We start from the raw sequence: 18,540 nt of genomic DNA on the forward strand, positions 1-18,540 counted from the left end.
CAATAAATAGCCGACTAGGATGTTTTTGCGAGTAACGGATTTTCTTTAAGTTGCAATATGATTTCCTCATCACTGTAGCCGTATCCTTATAGAATAATTAGAGCTCTCAATGCTATGCGCAACGGTTTTGAATCACTACATTTCTTATTTCGAAACTTTTTTGCATTTTATTTCTTCAACCCTAACCAAGGAATTCGTCGCGTTTTTTTATCCAGTGATCTTTGGGATTCATTTTTAAAAAGTTAGGTTGGTAAAAATCCTCAAAAGTGAGGTAGGTGTGAAATTGCTGTTTATATTTTTTCAGCATCCCATAGGAAAAATTCTTGCATTAAGTTCAACAGATAACAGCGGACATTACTGGAAATCAGTGTTTTATAAATCATTGATAGACACTGTTTTTTAAAGGAAGGAATTTTGTTGTGAAAATGAGACCCAAGAACCCAGTATTTATTCTAGTATCAATATTGATGCCGTGGATTTTATTCAATACATTCATTGAGTATTCTGAAAAAAAAATTAAATTTGTCAGGTATTATAATCATAATAGTAATAAATTCAAGAAGAACGAAGTATCTTTTACAGTTAACACGATTGTTGCTGTGGGATTTCCTATGGATTTTAATATGAGTACCATTGAATCTTTCTCTAAAGGAACACATGGAACGTATTCCTCGCAAGAAATTATTTTTATGCTAAATGATGGGACTGCTGTTCCTTTGAACGCAAGACCTTACACCAAGAAACAGATATCTAATTTATTGAGTATACTCCCAAAAAAAGTAACAAGAGAAAAAGTGCTCTCTCGAATTCTAAACTTGTAATTATCCACAGCAAAATTGAAAGGAATTTCAATAAAAGTCTGCAATAATTCCATTTCTGGATATTTTTTCCTCACCTTAATCATCAACTGTTGAATCCAATTTTAGGTTCCATCAGATAATTCGTCAATATTAATTGCGTAAAATCATTTCTAAAAAGCTTTTTTTACGTGATAGTTACGTTCTCAAAAAAAATAGCTAACGTGTAAAGGAGAAAATAATGTTCATTTGGGAAACAACCAGAAGCAAAGCAGAAGTATTTGCTTCGATACAGAAGCATACATTTATGGACTCTCCAATTCAAATAGTTAAGTGCCATCGTGAGTTAAACCCTTGGGACTATTATGCCTTTATTAAGGGTTCAAGTGATTCATTCAGTATAAGACTCGTAAATAAACGGCAACGAAACTCTTTTAGGAAAAATCTATATGTGAAAATCAGGACCACTGATACAGGAAGCAGGATTGAAGCAAGATTGCAGTATGTGACCATAGTACGACTGGTGTTGTATTGGTTTTTGATTATAGCTTTTTTTTCTATTTTATTTTTGCTGATTAGCAATCTTTTAGCGACACAAGTGCTTTTTAGACCCCAAAGAAATAGGAATTTTTACTTTTTTTCGGTGATGCTGATATGGGGGAGTTTTATACCGGCTTATATCTTTTCAAAAAAATCAAAAGGTTCGCAAAAAATCAGAAATGAGTTGGATATAAAATTGCTTAACATTATATCGCAAGCAGCCGCCGTTGACTATCGTACGGAAATATAAATGAGCTTGTAATTGAGCGTAAGAGGTTAGAACTTATAAGTAAGATGGTCATGATACAATTTAAAAGGATATGAATTGGATATTTATTGTAATGTCAGTTGCCACAAGTTGTTTACTGTTATGTTCCGTCTTGACAAGAATGAAGTTGGAAAACAGAAATCCATCTCTAGTGTTTTTCGTTCTGTTTTTTATGAGGTTTCTTGGGTGGACTTGTCTATCCTCCATAGCAATGGCATGGGATAACTTTTAAATGATTAGACAAAATATGGTCTTGAATTGAGCCACGTCCTAATAATTTGTCAAAAAAGCATCCAATCAGAGAGTGTAATATAAACCGTGTAAGTAACCATTAATCCTAGGCAGGTGGTTGCTTCGCGGTTTTTCTTTTTCTACAATAAGATCAAGAGGTGAGTACACGATGGCTAGAAAGAAAAGAAATCCTGATACCGAAAAGTTAGCTGAATCCATTCTGAATGCCTATCAACCTGAATCTGTCGATGACGATGCTTTGAAAGAGGTGTTTGGGCCCCTTTTTGAAAAGATGCTTCAAGGAGAATTGAATAACCATTTAGGGTATGATGCCCATTCTAAAGAGCCTAAGGAACACGCTAATCGTCGAAATGGCTATGGAAATAAAACGCTTAAAACCAGTTTTGGTGAAGTAGCTATTGATGTTCCTAGAGACCGGGAAGCTTCCTTTGAACCAGAGTTAATTCCTAAGTGAAAACGAGATGTTTCCGACATCGAAGGAAAGGTTCTTTCCATGTATGCACGAGGAATGAGTCAACGAGATATCGCCGCAACTGTCGAAGATATTTATGGCTTTGATATTTCTCATGAAATGATTTCAGACATCACTGACGCTGTCCTTCTTGAATTGGAAGAATGGCAAGCCCGTCCATTGGCCAAATGCTATGCTTTTCTATTCGTTGATTGTATGTATGTTACTTTACGAGAAAATTATGAAGCCAAAGAATATGCTGTATACACCATTCTTGGCTATGATCTCAAGGGAAATAAGGAGATTTTAGGATTATGGTTAAATCAAACAGAATCTAAAAATCGCTGGATGCAAATATTTGATGAACTGAAAGCACGTGGTGTCGAAGATGTCTTTTTCATTTCGATGGACGGGGGTTCTGGCTTCGAAGAAGGCGCAAAAGCGATCTTTCCATCGGTAATTGTTCAGCGCTGTATTGTTCATCTTGTTCGAAATGCATTGCGCTATATTCCAAGTAAGGTCTATAAGGAAGTCTGCCGAGATATGAAAAAGTTCTACGGTGCTTCTTCTCTAAACGCTGCACATGCTGCTTTTGACAGTTTTCAAAATCGGTGGTCTCATTATTCTGGTGCTGTAGATGTCTGGAAACGGAACTTTGCACATGTTGAACAACTCTTTGATTATGGTAGTGCCATTCGAAAAATTATGTACACTACCAATGCGGTTGAAAGTGTCCACTCCAGCTTCAGAAAAGTCACAAAAAAAGGAGCGTTCTCTAATGAGAATGCACTCCTAAAACTACTTTATTTACGCACGAAAGAATTACACGCGAAGTGGTCAGGTGGTCGAATTCAAAACTGGGCTATGGTGCTTAATCAGTTAATAATCAACGAGACCTTCTCCTCTAGAATTGAAAAATATGCGATTTACCTTCCGTAACAATGATAGGTTTATTCAACTGTGTGTCCGATCAAAATTTATCTGATTTCAAAATAGCCGAGAGAATTATGGTTGTTAAAAACTCTTAACAATTTAACTTCCACAGTTTAGTTGACAAACCCTCCAATCATTTGATTTCCTAGTCTTTTTAACATTCATGATTCCTTATTCCCATTCATTTTTCTTGCAATCTTATTAACTCGTTCCACATCACTTTGGTGCTTAAAATTTCTTTTAAGTATTCTATAGTACTTGCTCCTTTGGATTCCGTTATTCCTGCAAAATTCAGAAATATTTCCTTTATTTTTATCATTTAATAAAACCTTTGATATCAACTTATCACTTGCTTTTAGATACTTTCCTTTACCGGTAACATAATTTATTTTCTTTTTTTCATCTCGTAATATATTAGCCACTACTAAAATCACATAATCCCCAATATCCCCAATTTGAATGTTTTGTTTGTCAGTATCAAGTCTAATATCTCGAAACATTTTTTTAGCTTTGTCATTTTCAGCATTATAGATTTCTTCAGTTAACTCCGGATCATAATTAATAACTGTTTCTGCAATTTTTTTTATATTACTTAGATAACTTTTAGAGAATTTTATACTCTTAATAGGATCACAATATTTTTCCTCGCCTGTATCTTTCATATATATAATCATTCCTTTCGCGATTCCGCTCAAGGCACAACACCAGATGAAAAGGTGCTGCGTTCCTATCGGAACCTTGTTTTTTGTAATAAAATATTCCTGAAGAAGCCTGTATACACTACAAATCACGGGGAGGTGATTAAGTGCGAAAAGATCCACTTTTTGATCTTGAAAACTTATATGTGTAGCTTGGCTTTTCAAGCACAACTAACTGTGACTAAGAGCACGTAAATTTATTTTTGAATAAGCGACTCGTTTGTGTAGAGCCTCGCAGTCCCTGTATAGTTCTTCTTCTAAAATACATGAAAGGAGTTTCTCACGATGTTAAAAATCGTGTATTCAAATTGTTATGGCATCGACGTCCATAAAACGTTCATTATCGCTGTTATTGCAACCACTGACAGTGAAGGAATTACCCAATATAAACGCCGGCGTTTTTCAACGTTTACGAACGCGTTGAAAGAGTTAAAGAACTGGCTGGAGTTCCACTCTTGTTTTCATGTTTGTTTAGAATAAACTGGGAAGTACTGGATTCCAATTTATAATGTCCTTGAGGACGAAATGGACATCTGTTTAGCCCATCCTAAATATGTCAAAGCTATCCGTGGTAAAAAAACAGATAAGAAAGATGCTCAATGGATCGCCGATTTATACAAACACAACTTAGTTGCAGGCAGCTTTATTCCTCCTGCTAAAATTCGCCAGTTGCGAGACTTGTTCCGCTATCGAATGAAATTGACTCAGCTCCAAACCAGTGAAAAGAATCGCTATCAAAACTGTCTTACTTGGTCAAATCTTCAAATTACGAGTGTTGTTTCTGATGTCTTTGGAAAATCTGCTCAGAATATTATTCAAAGTGTCCTAGATAATCCAAACGAGAAACCTGATATTTCCACGTTAATCCATCGTCGTATGAAAGCCTCTGTTGAAGAGTTAGAACTCTCTATGGATGGCGAGTTGTCTGATGAACAGGCAGAAAAACTGCGTGTAATCAAAGCTCACTATGACGCGATTACCTTATGCAAAAATGATCTCGAAGTGATGATTACTGAACTAGGAAAAGAATATGCGCACCAACAAGAGTTGATTCAAACCGTTCCTGGGTTAAAAAATCCGTTAACTGCCCTACGTGTAATTTCAGAAATTGGCATCAATATGAATCAATTTCCCACTGCTGGTCACCTCTGCTCGTGGGCTGGAGTCGTTCCTGCTAATAATAAAAGTGCTGGTAAAAAACATTCCACTCGGATATCTAAGGTGGTCGTTATCTCAAGCGTTGCTTGTTGAAGTGGCGAATGCCGTGGTGAGATCTGAGAATAATCCAGAACACCGAAACAAATACCTACAACTAAAAAAACGTAGAGGACATAAAAAAGCAATTATTGCGATTGCTCATCGTTTGCTTATGGCCATCTACCATATTCTCAAAAAAGATGAGCCATACAATTCAACGTTCTACCATTATCAGGAATATGTCGTTCCAGATAAACAGCTTTCAATTCAGGAAGCTATTCAATTTGCAAAAAGTCACGGGTTTCAAATCGTTTAATTTGGTATAGTCCAAAAAAACAATTTTACAACCTTTTCTTTAGTGCGGTCTTTTTTTCGATTATGAGAATAATTTACTTTGCTTTTTTTTCAAATTTTTTCATCTTCTCAATTTAATTGTATCATATAAAACTTAAACGACACATCTTCTGATTATCCATTGGCTGCCCTAAATATATAATCACCCTTACGAAGTTCAAGTAGTTAACAATTAAGGTTTTTGCTCACTTTTTTTCACATTCTGTCCAGTCATGTATATTATCATCAATGGATAGGACATGTCAGCTAGTATTTCCATACTGACAGTACCAAATTCCCTTGGAGTGATAAACATAGTAATTACAGAGTTACTTTTAACATCCTACGTAATAAAGAAAAACATTTCATCACTAGACTGACTAGAAGCAACTGAATGAGATAGAAAAAAATCTACTTATGTACACTGTCAGACGGTTATGAGCCATCAGAGCTAAGAATACAAAAAAACTGATTGAGTTTTGACATACTCAACCAGCTATTCGATATATCGAGGTGCTATCTCAATAAAAAAAATTATCACATAACTAAAATATTAGTCAATGTTCATTTTTGTAACAAACAGACTGGTTAGGCTGTCAAATACCTACCAGTCAAGAGAGTGTCGTTAACCAGAGATGTTAACCATCTTAGTATACCGTTAATCTTTTATTCGTCAACACAAAAAAGTACTGGTCAAGTTTATGGGAGGCTTGACCAGTCATGAAAACCAGAATTGTTAGCAACAAAAACTAACATTTTTAATTATATATTTTTTCATTTACATGTCAAGTTGACAAAAAGACTGATTAAGTGATACACCACTCAATCAGCCAACCGGATTATTAAGATCAACTGCAGGAAACAGCTGATGTTTTTTATTATAATTCACTATTTCTTAGTGTCAACATAACAAATAATCATATTATCCTTTCGTTCAATCAATATTGCATAGCTTTCGTACAATCACTGAAGGTGCTGATCTTTCCGTCTTGAACCGATCCCATTCTACGTTATAATACGATGAACACGGGTTGTTAACTCCTCGCATGCAGAACCTATAAATCAATGCTCTTTTGGACGGTAATGAATGCTATAGCGGTTGTCGATTATTTCATCATGTCACTCTCTATATTTCGAAGCGTTGTTAGGTGCTATTTCCAAATTCGGCTCACCATTTATACTCTTCAATTATCATCCTAGAACCGTAAGATTCACTTCTTGCTACAATCTGATGAATTGCTCACCCGATTTATAGGACTTTTTCACAGGGCTTCAACCAACAGATTTCGCCGTTAACGTCTGATAGCTGCTGAGCGTCTTGGCACTCAGACTGGACTTTTACCATCGGGCAAATAATGTCTTGCTGAACACGCCGACAGTTATCCAATTTCAAAATTTTCATTTTTTTTAATTAAGCGGTCGCTTTTTCCTTAGTGTTTGGTGATTCAATCATTGCATTTGATACATAGCTTTTTCTATCCGTTCGTCTCACGAGCTGGATGATTGAACTTCCGTGGGTCTGTTAGTTGCTTAAACTTTATCCCTTTTGACAGATTCCTTCGTGTTGTAGTGAACAGGAGCGACTATGCTTTTCAAGCAATGTGTATTTCAACTCCCTGTAACGTTTGTTGAAACCATCCTAGGTGTAGCCTTCTTCAATTATGCAAGTCGAAGTATAATCACTCGCCCTCTCGCAGTCGTTTTTTGCCATCCAATTTAATGGAATGATCGGCTGGAAACCAAGGATATGTATCTCTTCGTAAATATCTTTCGTATCATGGCCTTTGTCAAAGACCATATAAACATCCACTAGACTAAGCAGTTTGATTTTCCGAATTAACGGAATGGCTGCACTCATATTCGCGATATGAGCAGAGACCAAAATACTGGATAAAATATACTGACTTTTCGTAGTTACAGCTAAATGTCCTTTATATCCACGCCAAAAAATTTTTTCCTTTACTGTTGACTTTGATGCCCCATGGAGGAGCGATCGGCAATTCTTTTTTAATGGGCTCTGTTGTCATAGAGAGCTGTTTTTTAACACTCGAAACAACTGGTTTATCGATATTTTGAAGTGTTGAATGGGAGTCAATAGCCGTAGCATCAATGGCGATATATCCACAAAAAAACAAACTCCTTATCCATTCGTTTGAATAAAAGACCATTCACATTGTTCAAGGTAGACTGATGGTCGCTCAACGTACGAAGAATGCAAGAAAACGTTGCTACTGATAGGCCCCAGTCTCAATATAAAGAAACTAGACTCAACTTAAAGAGCAAATCAGACTTGATGCGAGCAACCAACGTTTTCACATCTGGAATAGCTTCCAGATAAGAAATAATCAGTGCGCGAATCGCAGCCTCGTAATTGACTGAGATGGGCGCGCCAACAGCTTTTTCTTTTTGAAAGAGCCCTACTAGTAGTGGGGAAAGATCCAATGGGGAGAAAATCTCAACATATTTCTCTTCAATATCCAATTGTTCCAAAATTTCTAGATCAAATAGAGTCGGTTGTTGTATAATAGCCATAAGGAATCCCTCCTTCTGAGTACGTGTCTGGCTAGGACAACTTAAGTGTAACAGATGGGGAGGTTCCTTTTTTGTTTGCTTTGAAAACATTGATATACCAAGGGCTGATAAGTTTGAAAAAATGCAAAATGAATCATTCCTGTAATTGTAGAAAAAAGACCGCACTAAAGAAGAAGTTTTCCATCGTTTTTTGGACTATACCAAATCAAACGACTTGAAACCCGTGACTTTTTGCAAATTGAACCGCTTCCTGAATAGACAGCTTTTTATTTGGAGCAACATATTCTTGATAGTGATAAAGAGCGGGATTATATTCCTCATCTTTTTTGAGAATATGATAGATTGCCACAAGTAAACGACGAGCAATCGCAATTATTGCTTTCTTGTGACCTCTCCGTTTTTTGAGTTGTAGGTACTTGTTTCGGTGTTCTGGATTTTTTTCAGATCGCACCACAGCATTCGCTACTTCGACAAGCAAAGGTTTAAGATAGCGCCCACCTTTAGATATCCGGGTCGAATACTTTTTACCAGCACTTTCGTTATTGGCAGGAACGACTCCAGCCCAGGAACAAAGATGACCAGCAGTAGGAAATTGGTTCATATCGATACCGATTTCTGAAATTACACGTAGCGCTGTTAACGGATTTTTGAACCCAGGAACGGATTGAATCAACTCTTGTTGGTGTGCATATTCTTTGCCTAGTTTGGTAATCATCTCTTCGAGATCATTTTTGCATAAGGTGATTGCGTCATAGTGAGCTTTGATCACACGCAGTTTTTCTGCCTGTTCTTCAGATAGCTCGCCATCCATTGAGAGTTCTAACTCTTCAACAGAGGCTTTCATACGACGATGGATTAGCGAAGCAATATCAGGTTTCTCGTCAGGATTATCTAAGACACTTTGAATAATATTCTGAGCAGATTTTCCAAAAACATCGGAGACGACACTCGCAATTTGAAGATTCGACCAAGTAAGACAGTTCTGATAGCGATTCTTTTCACTGGTTTGAAGATAAGTCAATTTCATTCGATAGCGAAACAAATCCCGTAACTGACGAATTTTAGCAGGAGGAATAAAACTTCCTGCCACTAAATCATGTTTATATAAGTCAGCGATCCATTGTGCGTCTTTCTTATCTGTTTTCTTGCCACGGATAGCTTTGACATATTTAGGGTGAGCTAAACAGATGTCCATTTCGTCCTCAAGGGTGTTATAGATAGGAATCCAATACTTCCCAGTCGACTCTAAACAAACATGAAAACAAGAGTGGAATTCAAGCCATTTTTTCAACTCTTTCAACGAGTTCGTAAACGTTGAAAAGCGACGGCGTGAGTATTGAGTAATCCCTTCACTGTCAGTGATTGCGATCACAGCGATAACGAACTGTTTGTGGACATCGATGCCACAACAATTTGGGTACACGATTTTTAACATCGTGAGAAACTCCCTTCCATAGATTTTAGAAGAAGAACTGTACAGGGACTGCTTAGCTCTACACAAACGAGTCGCTTATCCAAAAATAAGTTTACGTGCTCTGGGTCACAGTTAGTTATACTTGAAAAGCCAAGCTACACATATAATTATTCAGGGTCGAAAAGTGGGTCTTCGCACTTAATCACCTCTCCGTGATTTGTAGTGTATCCAGGCTTCTTCAAGAAAATTTTACTACAAAAAAACAAGGTTCCGTTAGGAACGCAGCACCTTTTCATTCGGTGTTGTGCCTTGAGAGGAATCGCGAAAGGAATGACTATAATTATGAAATTGGCCCAATTAAACAGGAAATGTTCTTGAATTGCCCCATCTTAAACGATATCTCACTGATTCAAAAAATCGTTTAAGTTAGCTTTTTATAGCCAATTCGAATGATTCCATTATTCCCGATTTAGGTGGCTCACTCGTGTCCGACGAAATTGCTTCAAAACTCTGACATTTGCATACGATTGTTTGTGTCAAAAAAAATGTTGTGATCCCTTCTGTGGAATCCTTATCTAAAATGATCCTCACACTGAAAACCAAAGATGGACAGGCAAGAGATATGTGACACATTGGTTCTAATCATTTCTTCGTTACCTGTTCAACTTGATTGCATTTAATTGTGGGAAATAATTTTCAACTGTAATACGGTTATTAAGGTCAATTGTATAAACATTTTTTACCGATTCAAGGATGTCTTCACAACGTGGATAAAATGAGGACTTTAATGGGGGATTGCATAATACGGACATAAAAGACAGCTATTGCTAGCTGAGTAATGTGTAGGTTAAACTACTGTTTTTTCAAATTTAGCAATCTATTGGACAAATTCAAGGCTTCTTCAATCACCTGATGCATATCAAAATAACGATACATTCCCAAGCGACCTCCAAAAACTATTTGAGAATCGTTTTTAGCTAGTCGCATGTATTTATCATAGATTTTTTGATTCTTTTGATCATTCACAGGATAGAACGGTTCATCCCCTTTTTGCCATGTTTTTGGGTATTCCTTTGTAATTATTGTCTGCGATTGATTTCCCGATTCAAAATGCTTGTGTTCAATAATTCGTGTATAAGGAATATTTTTATCAATATGATTAACCACAGCATTTCCTTGATAGTTTTCACATAGTAGTTTCTCATGTACAAAATCTAGCGAACGATAATCCAGTTCACCAAAACAATAATCATAAAACTCATCAATCATCCCCGTGTAAATCACTCGATCAAATTTTTTCAGCCAAACCTTTCTGTTACTCAAAAAATCAGTCATGAGCTCTAGTTCAATATTAGGATGAGTCAACATCTTCTCAATGATTTGTGTATATCCTCCAATTGGAATCCCTTGATACAAATCATTAAAATAATTGTTATCGAAGGTAAACCGAATCGGTAATCTTTTGATGATAAAAGTGGGAAGCTCAGTACAAGGCTTTCCCCATTGTTTTTCTGTATATTCTTTTATTAGAGTTTCATAAATATCTCTCCCAACTAATGAAAGAGCCAGTTCTTCTAAATTGCTTGGTTTACGCTCCTTATAGCATAGCGTTTGTTCTGCAATTTTTTCCATCGCTTCACTAGGTGTTTGTACACCCCATAAAGAATAGAAAGTGTTCATATTAAAGGGGAGATTATATAGCTCACCTTTACTCACCGCTATTGGCGCATTTGTAAATCGATTAAAGGAAGCAAATTGATTTATATAGTCCCAGACTTTTTTATTTGATGTATGAAAAATATGGGCGCCATATTTATGCACCTGAATCCCATTGATTTCCTCTGTATAAATATTTCCTGCGATATGATTCCGCTTTTCAAGAACAGTGACCTTATGACCATTTTTAGCCATTTGCTCGGCAAAAGACGAACCAAATAACCCGCTTCCCACTACTAAATAAGATGTCATTTGAATCCCCCTTATCTAATTATCCTTCCATTTTCATCCCACATATAGAAAAGCCTTTACATTTTATGATAACTCTCTTCTTATCATGCAAAAAAAAAATTCCCAATATTGAGACGTTATAAATACAACGAAATGAACTATGAGATACTTATTTCAACACGTCAAAATCATTTTTAAAAATATTTTGAAGGGAGACATATTGAAAATATGGGAAGAAAAGAAATTCGAAAAGAATTAAAGAGAAAACAAAAAAGAACAAATAAAAGTGGCAAAAATTGGATGTATGCAACTTTAACAGCAGTTGGAGGTGTTATTGGTGTAAGTGCGACTTCAGCGAGTGCTCAAGCTGCAGAAGCAACCCCTCAAGCGAATGCCGGAATAGAAGTCGATACTGGAAAAGTATTAGCAAATAACAATACTGCTACCATTCCAGCATCATCTACAAGCAACTCAATGGCAGCGCCAACTAGTACAACTAATAGTAGTTCTACGACTGAATCCACTAGTGCTTCCTTAACTGAATCAGCTAGTACTTCTACAACAAATTCTACAAGTAGTTCTACGACTGAATCAACAAGTGATTCAACAACAGACTCTGCTAGCCTTAGCCTAAGTTCATCAACTTCTGTTAGTGAGAGCACAAGTAATGTGAATTCGGAAATTTTAAGTGATTATTGGAGTGAAAGTTCATCAGAGAGTGCTTCTACTTCGTTTAGCGAAAGCACTTCTGAAAAATCATCTGCTGCAAATAGTGAAAGTTCTAGTAACCTCAACTCTGAAATTTTGAGTGAGTATCGAAGCGAAAGTTCTTCTACTTCGATTTCTGATAGTACGAGCATGAGTACAAGTATGAGTACTTCAAATTCTACTAGTGAAAACAAATCACTAGCAACAACGAATAAAAAAGGTTCTTCGACAAATAAAACTAGTGGAACAAATACATCATCTTCAGGCGCAAATAGAGCTACCACTAGCGGAAAAACAACTTCAACCAATTCAAATACAAAAGCTGCAAGCAGCGCTGGAAAAGAGTTGCCAAAAACCGGAGAATCTAATCAACTGAGCGGTCAACTATCACTTCTAGGATTAGCAACAGTATTCTCTGCAGGAGCCTTTTTCCATCATTTAGAGAAGAAAAAAAGTTTATAACTAAAACACAAGCAAAATTATTAAAATAAAAACTATCTCAAAAATAAAACTCCCTCGATAAACTAGATTTTAAACTAATTTATTGAGGGAGTTAATTTTTTACAATATTTCTACGATTATCAACAACTTAATTGACAATAAGTACCAAAAAAATCTGTTTCACTAAATATCAAGACAGATTTTTTATTTAATAATATGAAATTTGTGTATTATTATGGCTATTACAATAAATTTTAACTTCTTGTACTAATAGGTATTCATCAAAGAGTCTAGCATTGAGGCATTAATACAATCTGGTTGATGCTTTTTAATTGATTCCTGCCCTATCCAAGTTGAAAGTTTATTGATAAATCCTTCAATTGGTTCATCACCAGAAATAGTCGAGCAATTCCAGATAGGGTAATTCCACCAGCTCAGCTTCAATAATTTTTGACAGATCCCTTCACTGAATCGATAACGAATAATTCTTGCAGGTACCCCACCAACAATTGCATAAGGAGGAACATCTTTCGTCACTACTGATCCAGCACCAACAACTGCTCCTGTTCCAATGCAAACGCCCACCTTTAACAATACATCCTGTCCAATCCAGACGTCGTTTTCGATCGTCACTTCTGTTTCATTACTTTTGTGTTGATCAAATGGTGTCTGTATAAATCCACCGGCTTGTGCTTTTCGATCAAAATCCCAAGATCGTCCATTAATTTCTCCCGGAATAGTTATCAGTGAAGTGGTGAATCGATCAAGCGGATGCTGTGCAGTCATCACCTTAACGTTTGAAGCAATCGAACAATATCTGCCGATGCTTGTGTTTGCAGAAAAAATACTTGCAGAGTAGCTGTACATTCCCATTTTCGGTAACGTCTTATCAAAGGAAGCTACAGTATATAAACAATTACTTTCCATATAAAAATCTTTATCAATCGTCAAATAATGATTGTCCGCAAGTCCTTCTTGACGAAATACTGAAAAAAAGATGGCTTGCTGCTTAAAAAGATGGCTAATTTCTAGATTGATTTTAATAACAGGCATGTTCTTATCCTCAATCAGTATAGGAATGTGTTTCAAGTGTTTTTATCGTGAGTAAATAATCCCAAAAATCTCTCTCCCATTGATCTAATGCAAGTAGATGCTCCCATAGCAATGAATGCTGTTCGAACTCAACAAAATGGCGTACTTTTATATCCTCTCTCGCCTTCTCGATTTCTAAAAATTTGAGAGGATTCGTCTTTTTGGCCCAATCAAATAACCAATGGTCGTCCTTTTGATAATTGTATTCATAGGGCAGAAAGTGAACATGTTTTTCACAAAGAATATTTAGAATCGTTTGATCTAAATAGAGGTATTCCTTCCCGTTTATCATTGCTAAAATCTCTTCAGAAGAAACTAGCTCATTAAATTTGGATACATTAAATAGAAGAAAAACTGAATTAAAGTAATTCTTCATGGTTTTGACACCAAAGTATTTCCCACTATCCTCCTTATCGCTGATTACCGAAAAGTAGAAATCACGAACTGCACCAACTGTCTTTTCTTCAGGAACAAGGTTAAAAAAGCTGGATACATCGTCATAAATAATCGTGTCATTATCTAAATATAGAATGCTCTCATAGTCATTAAAGTAAGCTGGCAGAAATAATCGCCATAATGTGACCTCAGGAAAACGAGCATTACTATAATTTTTGATTTGCTTTACCATTTCAGGAGGATACCAAATAGTAATGGAAATGACTGTTTTTCATAGAATTTAGGAATACTCTTTAGGATAAAGATTTCTTCATTTCCTAATTCACTTACAACGACAAGGATGTCCAAAGGTTCTTTCCCGTGATAATTATTTTATGATTGAAGCGATTGATACCGCTGTTAACTGAATGTGTGGGCCAATCACACAATAAACGACCGCATTTTTTCTCAACTTTCTAACCTCACAAAGTTTTGGTAAGCATTCAGTCGTTACTCTAATCAACGATTCTAAATGATCATAAATAAGCGAAACCTGCTGCTAAACCTATTTTACCTTAACAGTTAATGATGGAATGCTTACTCCCAATCTTGAGAATACGAAGAATTAATAGCAAAATTTGGCCTGAGAAAATGCATAGATACATTCAGGAACCGTCACAAAATTCCTAGCTTTTGGAAGCGGTTCCTGCTCTTCTAACATTGTTTTTGTGTCACTTCTAAGGTTTCATTTGCAATTTAACAATTGAACAACTTTCTCTAAAATAAAGATTTGACAGACTCGATGACGAAGGCGGCTGCATTGACAAAATAGCTGTATCCTTCAACCATGATCTTATAATATTTGATCCCATATGAGGAAACAAATTCCTGGGTTACTGTGAACATATTATCCTTCAACCCCATAGAAGTAACGGTTCCTGTATAAGGTGGGATAGCTGCATCCCCAGCCGTTTTTAACAAATCATAAACGTTATAATTGTTCACAAGTGAAATGGTATGATTGACATTATTTATCTTATCTAGGTAGTTTCCTAAAAAATCCAAACTGACACTCGCATATTCGTCTAGATCACTTTCTTGCGTAAAATCTGACGATGTTGGCAGTGCCTGAAAGGCATCTGAATGCAACATATATTGTTTCCCATCAATCCAAAGTACATAATATATCCTGCCATTCTTTGTTTGAATACGTTTTGTAACTGTTTGGATTGTTCCTAATAGATGAAATTGCTGCGTGGTTCCTACGACATTCACTTTCAATTTATTGTCATTGAAATTCACCAAACTCAAATTTACATTCTTGACTATTTTTAACTGCCGTTCAATATCCGTTATGCTGGTAACAGTATTATCGGCGTAATCTACATACGATCCGACAAAATTCCTCGAATCATCCTTTATATAAATATAATTCACTTCTTGCTGCTTTGAAGTAAATTTCCCACTGGTGGTACCCTCATTTTTTACTAAAGTATAACCAGGAATTATTTTCGCACTTGTTGTATATTCTTCATCAATTTCGCCAGTAAGGGAACTCTCTTCACCAATCGTAATCCCTTCAGTATCTATATAACGACTAATAACTGGTTGCGCTATCACTTCCTCTATCGGTTTATACCCATAACTAATACCATCAGAAAGCGTCCCACCGGAAATATATATTTCAGAACCAATCATTCGTGGCATAAAATATGGTGCTGTCCATACTAAAGCAAATTCTTCGGCAACATAACCTTCTACTTTAGGTGGCGCAGGTATCGTGTACATCGTTCCGTTTAAAATTGGATTTGGATCAACCTCAGGTAATGTCTCCTTTATCTCATCCGGTAACCCTCGATAGGATATTTTCACATTGTATAGTTGAGGCTCATAATTATAGCGAAGGTATTTTTGCGTTTCCTTAAAATATGAAGGTCCTTTGAAAATTTCATCACAAATTCTATCACCAGGGGAATAAATTTCTCCTCTAAAGGTGATATTTACAAATTTCCAGCCTGTCTCAAAAATATAGGGTTCGCCCAATTCAATATAACCTTGAGTTGTATTTATCTCGGACTTCCCTCCACTCCAAAATAGAATATCATCATTGTAAGAAAATCCTCTATTATTGATCGTATCCCACCAAAAATATTCATTCCAGGTTTCAGCCATCATATCTGATTTCGGTTCTTTTTCCTTTTTCTGATCATCCTTTATTGGCGGTGCTTCTTCACTACTTGAAGTAGGAGCTTCTATAGCTTGTGCGGAAACAGCAGTGGTTTCTTCCGTTTCATTAACTGTATCAGTGGTCGCTTCGCTGGTGATTTCGGCCTCATTGCTCGTATTTTCTACGGACTCCTTTGATTCGATTTCAATTGTACTAGCACAATTGGACCATTAAAAATGACAAAACTCATTATCACAGCTAAGATCTTTACAGCATATTCTTTTTTATACTTCATTCAATTCACTCCTTAAATCTGATTAATCCTACTGTTAAAAATAGTAAGTACAATACTTCCTAATAAACGTAAGCGTCAGATAGGTTCTTTCCAATCTTATGTTGATGATCTTCGCCAGACTTCAGTGTGAAGTATTTTAGCACGTAAGAATTGAAAATTTTCTCTTCCATAGCTTTGTCGTTTTATCGCTTTAATTTTGTTATTGCATCCTTCAATCAGACTCGTATGATAAGGTGTCTCAATAGCAACTTTTACAGCATCTAAATCCAACTCTATTCCATTGATGAACGAGTCTAATTCTGTATGAACGTTCTTCGAACGATTTAATGTTAGCCATTTCGTCAATCTTTTTAGAGCATTTTTTTTCATTTTAAAAAGATCTCTAAATGTCCAAACGAGTTGATAAACAAACGCATAGATAGAATATTCCTTCTTCAATAAGATCAATCTTTCATCATCTAACACGGGGACTTTACTGATTGGATAAAACAATGATTGAATTAACCATTTACGTTCAATGACATCAATTGGTTTTCCTGAATATTTCTCTTTTACATCTTGATGAATTCTTCTTTGTTTAGCCATAAATCCACGAATGGCATCAACGGTGCCTGTGTAACCTTGTTCTTGCAAATAGGCATGAATTTTGGCGTAGGTCCAGTTTTTTCCCGCAATTCTAAGACTTTTTGTCGATAAGGACCTAATTTACCTGGGAAAAAATTATCATAACAGGGATCTTTAGGATTAAATTTCTGATCCAAATATCTTTTAATCGTTGCTGGAGTATGGCCGGTAATTTCTGAGATGCGTGAAACGGGAAGCCCTTTTTCAAAAAGACTTCTCACTTCTTCAACAGCCTTACGCTTGTTTTCTGTCGCTTCTTCGTGTTTTCTGGCACTTTGAATTTTTTTCTCAGGAGGAATATCCTCTGTTTTCATCTTTAGATAGTTTTGAATCGTCTTGAGTGTAATTCCGGTTCGCATTCTGATTTTCAATTGCGTCATTTTTTCTACTTGTGATAATTGTCGGACATATAAAATCTTTTCTCGACGAGAAGCATAGAGGAAAAAACGCTCGACAGTTTCCTCCTCTTTTTCCTTGAGAGGGATAACGACTCGGCTAGGTAAATCTCGATAAAGAATTTTTTTACCTATTTCGATTAAACGACTGATTAAATGAAATCGATCAGATACTTGGAGTGATTGAGGATGTGCATCTTTAATCGCATTCGCATAACTTCTTGAGCCATCCCTAGCAATAATCTCAAGCTGTGGAAATTGCTTAAGTCAACTAGAAACCTCTTTTGTTTCTCGAGATTCCAGCAAATCAATAATTTCCCCGGTTTCAAAATCGACGAGAGCGCTCGCATAACGATATCTCTTTTTTAAAGCAAAATCATCAATACAAACCTTTTTTACTTGATCACCTATTATAATTGGCTTTTTTTTAGATAGTTACAGATACTGCTTTTTTTCGTTTCTATTCCCAAATCTTTCAAATGCCTAACTGCATCCAAGCTACTTTGGGTAAGTGACATCTTCTCGATTTCTTGTAAAAGTCGCTTAGACTTTTGAGCATGAGAAGCGACAAAAGAGTATCGTTCGGAAAAAGTCCGAACAGAGCATTGTTCATTTTTGCATAAAAACCGCTGGATTGATAGATGGATAAAGAGGGTTAATCCTTGAATAGGTAAATCTTGGAATCTGTGCTTATAAGTTCCATTTTTTGAAGACGAAATGGTGTGACAGTTGGGACATTTTGCTTGAGAAGAGTTTACTATCGATTGGATAACAATCGAATTTTCTGTTATCTCGTGGGAACAATAGACGAAGCGCTCATCCATAATTTTGAGTAAATTTTCCATTTGATCACTCCTCGCTGGTTAGTTCCAGTATAACTCTTTCAACATAAGATTGGAAAGAACCTATCTGACGCTTACAATACAATGTAAGCGTCAGATAATAAGGCGTCTCGTTTTCTCCTTCGCCGACTGCTAAACTTACTATATCAACTACAGGAGGTGTTCCAAATGGAGAAAAAAGAGATTGTGCCCATTCAGATCGTGGATCGAAATCCACCAATGGCACCCACTGCTCCCGC

Annotated in this window: 14 protein-coding genes and 2 pseudogenes; 4 read left to right on the forward strand and 12 right to left on the reverse strand. The window is 36.1% G+C overall.

The window, feature by feature from the left end; all coding sequences use genetic code 11:
• Positions 1 to 1,038 precede the first annotated feature (1,038 nt).
• Together KQI58_RS19225 and KQI58_RS19230 are read left to right on the forward strand one after the other, a co-directional pair.
• On the forward strand, positions 1,039 to 1,587 hold the full coding sequence (locus KQI58_RS19225) for a hypothetical protein (RefSeq protein WP_216410591.1): 549 nt from the start codon (positions 1,039 to 1,041) through the stop codon (positions 1,585 to 1,587).
• Positions 1,588 to 2,005: 418 nt separating this feature from the next.
• Positions 2,006 to 3,247, forward strand: a pseudogene (locus KQI58_RS19230) (IS256 family transposase).
• A 155-nt stretch (positions 3,248 to 3,402) separates the two neighbouring features.
• Here KQI58_RS19230 and KQI58_RS19235 read toward each other — a convergent pair.
• Entirely contained in the window at positions 3,403 to 3,903 is a 501-nt protein-coding gene (locus KQI58_RS19235) for a hypothetical protein (RefSeq protein ID WP_216410592.1), read from the reverse strand.
• A gap of 321 nt (positions 3,904 to 4,224) precedes the next feature.
• Here KQI58_RS19235 and KQI58_RS23060 point away from each other — a divergent pair.
• A pseudogene (locus tag KQI58_RS23060) lies at positions 4,225 to 5,452 on the forward strand (IS110 family transposase).
• Between the two features lie 1,656 nt (positions 5,453 to 7,108).
• On the opposite strand, the gene KQI58_RS23225 reads toward KQI58_RS23060, so the two are convergent.
• The 4 genes from KQI58_RS23225 to glf form a co-directional block, all read right to left on the reverse strand.
• Complete coding sequence (locus KQI58_RS23225; RefSeq protein WP_216410603.1) at positions 7,109 to 7,420, reverse strand: transposase; 312 nt, start codon at positions 7,418 to 7,420, stop codon at positions 7,109 to 7,111.
• Between the two features lie 296 nt (positions 7,421 to 7,716).
• Complete coding sequence (locus tag KQI58_RS19250) at positions 7,717 to 8,001, reverse strand: hypothetical protein (protein WP_216410593.1); 285 nt, start codon at positions 7,999 to 8,001, stop codon at positions 7,717 to 7,719.
• 205 nt (positions 8,002 to 8,206) lie between these two features.
• Positions 8,207 to 9,436, reverse strand: coding sequence for an IS110 family transposase (locus KQI58_RS19255; RefSeq protein WP_216410594.1), 1,230 nt, complete (start codon positions 9,434 to 9,436; stop codon positions 8,207 to 8,209).
• Positions 9,437 to 10,267: 831 nt separating this feature from the next.
• Positions 10,268 to 11,383, reverse strand: a complete 1,116-nt coding sequence (glf, locus tag KQI58_RS19260; RefSeq protein ID WP_216410595.1) for a UDP-galactopyranose mutase — start codon at positions 11,381 to 11,383, stop codon at positions 10,268 to 10,270.
• A gap of 207 nt (positions 11,384 to 11,590) precedes the next feature.
• Here glf and KQI58_RS19265 point away from each other — a divergent pair, with 207 nt between their 5' ends.
• Positions 11,591 to 12,532 (forward strand): hypothetical protein, encoded by a 942-nt coding sequence (locus KQI58_RS19265; protein WP_216410596.1) that lies wholly within the window; start codon positions 11,591 to 11,593, stop codon positions 12,530 to 12,532.
• Between the two features lie 246 nt (positions 12,533 to 12,778).
• On the opposite strand, the gene KQI58_RS19270 is transcribed toward KQI58_RS19265, so the two are convergent.
• From KQI58_RS19270 to KQI58_RS19300, 7 genes are all read right to left on the reverse strand, one after another.
• On the reverse strand, positions 12,779 to 13,564 hold the full coding sequence (locus KQI58_RS19270) for a CatB-related O-acetyltransferase (protein ID WP_216410597.1): 786 nt from the start codon (positions 13,562 to 13,564) through the stop codon (positions 12,779 to 12,781).
• A 10-nt stretch (positions 13,565 to 13,574) separates the two neighbouring features.
• Positions 13,575 to 14,231 (reverse strand): glycosyltransferase, encoded by a 657-nt coding sequence (locus KQI58_RS19275; RefSeq protein WP_216410598.1) that lies wholly within the window; start codon positions 14,229 to 14,231, stop codon positions 13,575 to 13,577.
• A 524-nt stretch (positions 14,232 to 14,755) separates the two neighbouring features.
• Positions 14,756 to 16,153 carry a MucBP domain-containing protein gene (locus KQI58_RS19280; RefSeq protein WP_253296039.1) on the reverse strand — a complete coding sequence of 466 codons (1,398 nt, stop codon included), beginning with the start codon at positions 16,151 to 16,153 and terminating at the stop codon, positions 14,756 to 14,758.
• A 383-nt stretch (positions 16,154 to 16,536) separates the two neighbouring features.
• A complete protein-coding gene (locus KQI58_RS19285) occupies positions 16,537 to 17,025 on the reverse strand; it encodes a transposase (protein WP_216410599.1) in 489 nt (162 codons plus the stop codon).
• Entirely contained in the window at positions 16,992 to 17,444 is a 453-nt protein-coding gene (locus KQI58_RS19290) for a hypothetical protein (protein ID WP_216410600.1), read from the reverse strand. Before KQI58_RS19290 ends, KQI58_RS19285 begins: the two co-directional genes overlap by 34 nt.
• Positions 17,445 to 17,869: 425 nt before the next feature.
• Positions 17,870 to 18,304 carry a transposase family protein gene (locus KQI58_RS19295; RefSeq protein ID WP_216410601.1) on the reverse strand — a complete coding sequence of 145 codons (435 nt, stop codon included), beginning with the start codon at positions 18,302 to 18,304 and terminating at the stop codon, positions 17,870 to 17,872.
• Between the two features lie 4 nt (positions 18,305 to 18,308).
• A partial coding sequence (locus KQI58_RS19300; RefSeq protein WP_216410602.1) for a hypothetical protein occupies positions 18,309 to 18,540 on the reverse strand: 232 nt, incomplete at its 5' end.

The sequence above is a fragment of the Enterococcus raffinosus genome, assembly GCF_018917525.1.
Classification (GTDB): domain Bacteria; phylum Bacillota; class Bacilli; order Lactobacillales; family Enterococcaceae; genus Enterococcus_A; species Enterococcus_A raffinosus_A.